This is a genomic window from Paracandidimonas lactea, from assembly GCF_021653995.1.
Taxonomy (GTDB): Bacteria; Pseudomonadota; Gammaproteobacteria; order Burkholderiales; family Burkholderiaceae_B; genus Allopusillimonas; species Allopusillimonas lactea.
Map to the genome: position 1 here is coordinate 1 of NZ_JAJJOZ010000027.1, position 414 is coordinate 414.

Genomic DNA, 414 nt, shown 5'->3' on the forward strand with positions numbered 1-414 from the left:
TGTTGTGCGGCGGCACGGCAATGAGCCAACCGCCCGCCCACGCCAGCTTGTACTCAAGCTGCCTGCGGAACTCGAACCAGCCTTGATCGAGGATGGCTTTGTTCAGGCCGGATTTGGCCTTCACGTTTTTACCCGGCCGCTCGGTGTTGCCTGCCGCGGACTGGGACATATTCCTCACCTGCAAGTCCTCGATACACACCATCGCGTGGTTTTGGCTGATCGTGGTCGTGGCCTTGTGCAGGTAGTCGCGGCGGCAGTTGCCGATGCGGGTATGGATGCGTTGTACTTTAGCTTTCGCCTTCTTCCAGTTGCTGCTGAATTTGGTCTTGCGGCTCATCGCCTGCTGCGCACGGCGCAGACGGGCTTCGTGCTTCTTGAAGCTGGACAGCGGCGCCAGATAGCTGCCGTCGCTCA

Annotated in this window: 1 protein-coding gene; it reads right to left on the bottom strand. The window is 60.1% G+C overall.

The features are described from left to right. A partial coding sequence (locus LOL23_RS18920) for an RNA-guided endonuclease InsQ/TnpB family protein (protein WP_237174138.1) occupies positions 1-414 on the bottom strand: 414 nt, incomplete at both ends.